The sequence below is a fragment of the Bacillus sp. mrc49 genome (assembly GCF_002803435.1).
Genome location: NZ_PHNG01000448.1, coordinates 1 through 300, shown reverse-complemented (window position 1 = coordinate 300; position 300 = coordinate 1). Strand labels below are relative to the sequence as shown.

Annotated in this window: 1 rRNA gene; it reads right to left on the bottom strand. The window is 58.7% G+C overall.

From position 1 onward, the window contains the following. A 23S ribosomal RNA gene (locus CVN76_RS02715) occupies positions 1–300 on the bottom strand; the annotation flags it as partial.

Genomic DNA, 300 nt, shown 5'->3' with positions numbered 1-300 from the left:
GGGCTTCATGCTTAGATGCTTTCAGCACTTATCCCGTCCGCACGTAGCTACCCAGCTATGCCTTTGGCAAGACAACTGGTACACCAGCGGTGCGTCCATCCCGGTCCTCTCGTACTAAGGACAGCTCCTCTCAAATTTCCTGCGCCCGCGACGGATAGGGACCGAACTGTCTCCCGACGTTCTGAACCCAGCTCGCGTACCGCTTTAATGGGCGAACAGCCCAACCCTTGGGACCGACTACAGCCCCAGGATGCGATGAGCCGACATCGAGGTGCCAAACCTCCCCGTCGATGTGGACTC